At 61.1% G+C, this 6,537-nt stretch carries 5 protein-coding genes; all 5 read right to left on the bottom strand.

Annotation, left to right across the window (positions count from 1 at the left end; genetic code table 11):
* Window positions 1-421 precede the first annotated feature (421 nt).
* A complete protein-coding gene (locus tag CF70_RS33835) occupies window positions 422-745 on the bottom strand; it encodes a hypothetical protein (protein WP_235185047.1) in 324 nt (107 codons plus the stop codon).
* Between the two features lie 64 nt (window positions 746-809).
* Entirely contained in the window at window positions 810-1,844 is a 1,035-nt protein-coding gene (locus CF70_RS34895) for a fimbrial protein (protein WP_160172267.1), read from the bottom strand.
* Window positions 1,845-2,103: 259 nt separating this feature from the next.
* Window positions 2,104-4,734 (bottom strand): fimbria/pilus outer membrane usher protein, encoded by a 2,631-nt coding sequence (locus tag CF70_RS14970; RefSeq protein ID WP_035865902.1) that lies wholly within the window; start codon window positions 4,732-4,734, stop codon window positions 2,104-2,106.
* A gap of 178 nt (window positions 4,735-4,912) precedes the next feature.
* Window positions 4,913-5,692 carry a fimbria/pilus periplasmic chaperone gene (locus tag CF70_RS14965; protein WP_035865899.1) on the bottom strand — a complete coding sequence of 260 codons (780 nt, stop codon included), beginning with the start codon at window positions 5,690-5,692 and terminating at the stop codon, window positions 4,913-4,915.
* A gap of 111 nt (window positions 5,693-5,803) precedes the next feature.
* Window positions 5,804-6,355, bottom strand: a complete 552-nt coding sequence (locus CF70_RS14960) for a fimbrial protein (protein WP_035865897.1) — start codon at window positions 6,353-6,355, stop codon at window positions 5,804-5,806.
* Window positions 6,356-6,537: the final 182 nt, after the last annotated feature.

Below are 6,537 nucleotides of genomic sequence, written 5' to 3'. Positions count from 1 at the left end.
CCTTTCGTAAGCGAGGGATCACGTTGTGCCCCCGTGCCGCCCCCATTTTTCGGATCATCCATTGCATTGTCGGGACGCGCGCGTTTGATCCTGGATGCTATAGAGGTGGCAGGCCGTTTAAAATAGGACGCGTACTAAATCGCGTACCGTCGACGGGCATACAATGCGTCGTTGGCGTATCGAGCGCAGATCGATGCCGCGTTCCGGAAACACGCTTTCGATCGTGGTCGTCACCGCGTCACGGCCGAACTGGCCGAACTGGCCGGCGAAGCACCGATGTCTTCGGTCACCAGAAAAGCCGTCGATCACGCATCGCGCCGTGTCCTGCCCGCGTGAAATCGTTTGCCGACGAAATGCTTTCTTGACGCTTCACACGGATGGACCAGGCGCGCCGGCCGGTCGATCCCTGTGCCTTGGGCCTTCAGCAAGGCACCGGGCCGGTGTGATTGAACTGGCGATAGGCAAATTGCAAGCTCCAGGGCACGTAGACGTAGTGCAGCGCTCGCCCTACGGCTGTGCCCTCGGCTTGCGCTCGCACCCCATTGCCCAGATCCAGCGTGACATGGACCAATAGCGCCGCCTTGACGTCGGAGTAACGGTCGCGTGGCAAGAGCCTGGCCGCGATGTTCTGGGCCATGTCCTGCTTTTGCGGCGGCAGGCTCGCCAGGGATGCGGTAGCCAGCGCGCAGTATCCGCTGCCCTTCGAGGCAAGCTGCCATAACTGCCATTTTCTCGGGGAATTCATCGTCATCTTCATCGGAGAGTCCTTATGTCTTCAAGTCGTTGTCAGCGGAGCGGCAGGGCTGACGCTATTGATACGAGAACGTGATCGTGCTGAGCGCGCTCATGGCACCCGGCTTGATCGTTTCCGCCGTCTTGATATAGCGCGCTTCAAAGGGAACCGAGATCACACCGCCAGATGCCGCCGATTTAGCGACCAGCCACTGATTCGTATTGCCCTTGGCCGCTGAATCCGGCCCAAAATTCAACGGACTGTTCGTACCTTGCTTCATGATTTGAATACCCAAGCCAGTTGCCGTCGAATTCTTCGCCAGGCTAAGGATATTGCCGGTATTCGCGGGATTGGTCGCATCCGTCAAGGTTGCATAGACACTGACGCCCGCATCGCATTTGAGTCCCAACGAAAACGGCGCCGACTTGGCGGCAGAGACATCTCCTACCACTTTCAGGCTATACGTCACCAACTGCGGCATGACCACCGTGTTGGTCGCGCCGGACGTGATCGTGCATGCTTTTGCCGTAACGGTGATGCTCAATGCGCCTATACCTAACGACAGTCGATTCGACACGACAGTTCCATTCAGCATGGCGCCTAGGGTCGAGGTGGTTTGAGCCGGGACACGATAGTTTCCCGTTGGGACAGACCCCGTTGCGACGAGCGTCACCTTCTGGAAGTAGCCCCAACCGCTAGAGCCGGTTGGCCCGGCCGGAAACACAGTTGGCTCAGCCCCAATAGACACCGATGGCCTGTTGATATTTCTTGTTTCCAGTGCGTAACCTATGCCGGGAATTCCGGTTTCAAATACAGCAGCGGGGCCGTTTTGGCCCTGATACGTCACACCCGGAACCACTCTCCCGCGCGGCGTTACGACGATTGCATCGATCTGGCAGCCGGCGTCGTCGATTGCTGCAACATAGTCGTCTCCGGCAGTCGATGACGGAAACTTAATCCCTGGGGCTAACGAATCTCGAACATGGCTGATCGTGGTCGGAAGCGCCGGCGCCGGATTCGAACGCGAAGTTACCGTACAACCAGCAAACGCTGATTCAGACAGAAACATGACGCCCAGGATTAGAGCACTCGAAGTAATTTTAAATAGCATAAGAAGTCCACCTACCATATGCGTGTCGGATCCATCAAAGAAATCCGCCACAACTGCTATTTTCTGGGGGAATTCATCTTCATAAAGCCCTTATGTCTTCAAGCCGTTGTCAGCGGGGGTAGTAGGGCGCACCGTTGGCCGGGCCGCCGCAAACTACAGCTTGCCGTGATGACTGGCAAGGCATCGGCAGAGTCGTTCCGCATCCGCAGATTCCGAGGTGTTTAAGCGGCGCGCTGCGCACCGCGCGTCCAGCCTTTTCTCAACGACGCGGCTGATTCGCTGCGTAGTTCGGACGAGGCGCGCTATCCGCACAGGCTGCATCGATGCGCTGCAGAGGCTGCAGCCCCTTGTTCTTCTTCCGCTCCGGCAGGGTGTAGGGGACGTGGCATACCGACGATTCGTCCTTGCCCCACCTGACGGTCAGTTCGCCTTGCGACTCCAGGCCGCGCGCGAAGATCTTGCCCATCTGGCCGACGGAGCCGACTTCCTTTCCTTGCTCGTTGACCACGCTGGCGCCGAACGGGAGCGGCTTGCCATTCGGCCGCCGGGGCTGGATCAGCGCGGAGCGCCCTGACTCCGTGGCGAATTTCAGCATCGGGGCGGATCCCGCCAGCGGCGCCACGCTCTGGCTCGTTTCCTTGAGCTCAACATCGGTCGACAACCCCTTCGGGTCCAGCTCGACCATATTCATGTTGAACGGCGTGAGATACGGCACGATCGCGTAGCCCCGGCTGTCGATCCGCACGCCGGACGCATTCGTCACGCGCGCGCCTTCCGCTCCCGGTGCTTCGACAATCGCAAACGTTTCCGAAAGGGGCTGGGACAGCGTGATCCCGCCGGGATGCGCCACCATGGCGCCGCGAGCGGACACGGAGGCCTGCTGGTAATCCGCGCCGCCGCTGACGCTGGCGCTGAGTTCGGCATTCGGGGCACGATACATCACGTTGGCGCCGCCAGTGGTCGTCGAACTGCCGTTGCCGTTCGCGTGATTGGCGTTCAGGCCGTAGGAGAAATTGTTGTCCACGCCGGCCGCGCCCGAGACCGACGATTGCAGCTGGGTGCGCCCGGCGGTATCGCGCAGCATGTTCCCGGTCATCGTCATCGGCGTCTTCCCGCCCAGCGGAATCGTCAGGCCGACGTAGTACAGCGTGCTCATCTGCCCGCCGGAGTTACGCTGGCGCGTGGCGGACACACTGTAGCCAAGATTCTTGTAGGCATTGCTGTAGCCCACTGAATAGCTGACGTCCGAGCCGCTGCGGTTCCAGTACGTCGCCGTGGACGCGGTGGCATTGATGTTGCCGCCGCGCTCGCCGAGGCGCTGGTTGAGTGTCAGCGACGCGCGATTGCGTTGCCGGTAGACCGTGTCGATGGACAGGCCGCGCTCGGCCTGGTCGCGGGCGAGCATGGCGTCGTTGAGCCCGAAGTAGCCGGCCGTCGAATAGCGGTAAGCCGCGATCGAGACGTTGGTGCCGGTGGCCACCACGTTCTTCGCATAGCTCACCCGCACACTGGAGCCGTCGAAGCGCTTCACGCCCGGGATCGAGGTGCGGGCGTGCGTAACGTCGCCCCCGAACGCGCCGAACGTGGTATTCAGCACGCCGCCGGCCATCACCGACACGTAGCCTTCGGCCACGGTGATACCGCCGTAGCCGGTCAGCAGGTTGGTGAAGCCGTGCTGCCAGGTGCCCTGGGTAAAGAGCGGATTCTTCGAGCTTTGCTGATTGCGCACGGTGCCCGCCACCACGCTGTAGCGGCTGGTGCCAGGACGCAGCGACAGCGGCACGGCAGCATACGGCACGGAGAACGAATGCACGGAGCCGTCCGCTTCCGTGACGGCAACGTGCAGGTCGCCGCCGTAGCCAGTCGGGTAGAGGTCATCGATTTCGAACGCACCCGGCGCGACCGTGGTTTCGTAGAGCTTGACGCCGTTCTGCGAGATCGAGACTTTCGCGTTGCTGTTGGCCACGCCTCGCACGACCGGCGCGTAGCCGCGCAACGAATCCGGCAGCATCCGGTCGTCCGTGGAGATGCGCACCCCGCGGAACTGGGTGGAATCGAACAGATCGCCGGAAGTATAGGACTCGCCGATGACGAGCTGCGACGACAACGACGGCAGGCTCCGTTGCAAATACGTTGCAACGTTCTGGTACTTCTGGCGCCCTTTGTCATCCAGGCTATACGATCCGTCGTGACGGAAATGCCAACCTCCCATGTTGACACCCACGTTCAAGCCCAGGTATCCCTGGGTCTGCGCGTGGCTGCCCTGGCTCTTGCTGCTGTAGACGTTGGCGTTGTAGCCGAGCATGCCGACGGGGACGCCGGCATCCCACTGGTCGGGGCTCACGTATCCGCGCGCGTTACGAACCAGCGCAATCTGCGGAATGCTGAGATTGAGGCGCTGTTCGCCGAAGTCGAAACTGGAGCTGGCGTCCGGAATGGCTTGCCCGAGGCGCACGCAGGCGTCCGGCTCGGCGAAGGCGGCCTTCACATGGTGAGGCAGCTTGCCGAGATTGACCCCGGCCTGTTTCAGCAGCGCTTCATTGAAGCAAGGCTGGGCATCCGCCGTGCCGGCCACGGCCTTGAACGGCACGCTGGCGCGCCCCACCCAGTTTTGATCGACATAGATATCGACACTGTACGTTCCAGGCGGGACGACATTGCTGCGCTCGAACTTCGACAGATCCACGCCGCCGCCGCTGTTGTTGAGAAAACCGCTCTCGAACTCAAGTGGCGTGGACTGGATTTGCGCGATCTGGAACGGCGCCGGCGTGCCGTCATCCGCGTTCGCATTGCTCTGCCAGCCGGCCAGGCTGGTCAGCAGCAATGCGCATATCGGCCGCAACTGCGGCATGTGGCCAATATCGGAATTCGGACGCTGAATCGGCGGCATGGAAAACACTCCGGAAGTAGATCATCAGGCGATCGTGGATCGGACCACGCCATCGGTCCTACAGTCCGACCTTGCTGCCCGACATTGGTACGTGGCGCACGGGATGCGCAACGCTTACTTGTGTGAGATTTCTGTTCACCCAGCAGGGAGGCTGGTGAGGACGTGCTGACCGGACCGGCTAGTTTCGTGGGTCGGTGGCGACGGGTACCTGGGCGTTCTTGTTGCCGCCCCAATCGTCGATGCTGCTGTATTCGATCGTCGCTTCCGCGGCGGGCATCGATTCCAGCCCCTTGATCGGAAATGTCTGCGATCCACCAGGACGCACATACCCCATGCCCGCATCGAACGTCTTCCCCCCCACCTTCAACTGGACGCTGCCAAGGCTGACGACATAAGGGCTGGGGTTGACGGTCTTCAGGACATACTGGTTAGCTTCCGGGTCCCTGGCGATGTGCCACTTGAGCAGTGCCGGGGCTTCGTCGACTTTACCCGGCAGTCCGGCCGGACGGTACATCAGTTTGATCCGTGTGCGGAAGGCAACCTGAAGACGGTTGCGTTCGTCTTCCGCGGTTGGCTTCGGGGGCACGTCCAGCACGTTGAGCCAGAACAACGATTCCTTGTCGGTCGGCAACGGTTCATTCGTATAGATGATGCGCAGGGTCTGGCCTTTGCCGGGCTCGACGCGGAACATGGTCGGGGTGAGCGTGAACGGCACGTCGATCTTGTCCGGCGAATCATTTTCGTTCCCGACATCGATCCACGTCTGTACCAGAGAGGGAAGGCGGCCATCATTCGTGACCTTGATGGTCATCTCGCGCTCTTCCGCGGGAAAGATGACGCGCGTGCCTGACACGACGACGGCTGCGGCGGCCGTTGACGCGATCGATGCGGACACAATCGATGCGGAGACAATCGCCATCACCCTCGATAGCTTCGACTTCGGAATGCTGAGTGTCATATGAGTATCCTTTGCGTTGTTACCTCCTGTCGCAAGCCGCTGGCCGGGGCCGGCCAGACGGCTTGCAAGCTCGTACGTCAATCCCCGGAGATCAGAGATTCGTCCTCGCGCTTACGGGTACATCAGGGTGTATTGCACGAACGAGTTCGCGCTACCGCCCGTTGCCACGCCAGTTGCCGTGTATTCGGCGGCGTAGCTCATCTTTGCGGCACCGGTCTTGCTATCGATGTCCACGATCTGCGAGTTCTGGTTGCCGCTGGCTGCGCCTACCTTGATCGGATTGGACTGATCATTCAGGATGCCGATTTCCACGTTGGATGCGGCGCCTTCGCCCTGCAGCTTCAGACGGCCGGTGTCGGCGTTGACGGAGGTGCCGGGTTCGAAGGAAACAGAGACCTTGGTGGGCGCATCCTCGGAGACGGCGCAGCCCGTCAGCGAGAGGACGAACGGCGTGCGGCCGGCGGTGGCGCCCGCCTTGGCCAGCGTGCTGGTGCTCACGCGCGGCAGAGCCACGGCCAGGTCGTTGGTGCCGGCGTTGATCTTGCAGGTGGAAGCGATCACGCTGCCGGTGAAGTTGATCGTGCCGTCAGCCGCTTGCGCCGTGCCAGCTGCGGTCATCAGGCCAGCCGTTGCCAGGGTGATTGCCAGAATTTTCGTTTTCATTTTCAGATTTCCTCTCGGAGGTTGCAAAAAAGTTGCAAGGAACGCTTGATATGTAGAGCCAGTCAGAAGTGCTGTGAGTGAATGGCTTTACATTCAGGCATGGTCGAGACTACGCACTCTTTTAGGAGGAGTGCCTCGGTACAGAGTGGCTCACAGCCGGTACTGTGGGCGACCCAGTATTA

The sequence above is a fragment of the Cupriavidus sp. SK-3 genome, from assembly GCF_000611145.1.
GTDB lineage: Bacteria > Pseudomonadota > Gammaproteobacteria > Burkholderiales > Burkholderiaceae > Cupriavidus.
The sequence above is the reverse complement of the archived record's forward strand: the minus strand, read 5'-3'. Positions and strand labels throughout refer to the sequence as shown.

What these genes read in the sequence shown, in the direction of transcription:
- CF70_RS33835 (WP_235185047.1), bottom strand. Translation starts at nt 745, where the DNA reads ATGAATTCCCCGAGAAAATGGCAGTTATGGCAGCTTGCCTCGAAGGGC.
- CF70_RS34895 (WP_160172267.1), bottom strand. Translation starts at nt 1,844, where the DNA reads ATGCTATTTAAAATTACTTCGAGTGCTCTAATCCTGGGCGTCATGTTT.
- CF70_RS14970 (WP_035865902.1), bottom strand. Translation starts at nt 4,734, where the DNA reads ATGCCGCCGATTCAGCGTCCGAATTCCGATATTGGCCACATGCCGCAG.
- CF70_RS14965 (WP_035865899.1), bottom strand. Translation starts at nt 5,692, where the DNA reads ATGACACTCAGCATTCCGAAGTCGAAGCTATCGAGGGTGATGGCGATT.
- CF70_RS14960 (WP_035865897.1), bottom strand. Translation starts at nt 6,355, where the DNA reads ATGAAAACGAAAATTCTGGCAATCACCCTGGCAACGGCTGGCCTGATG.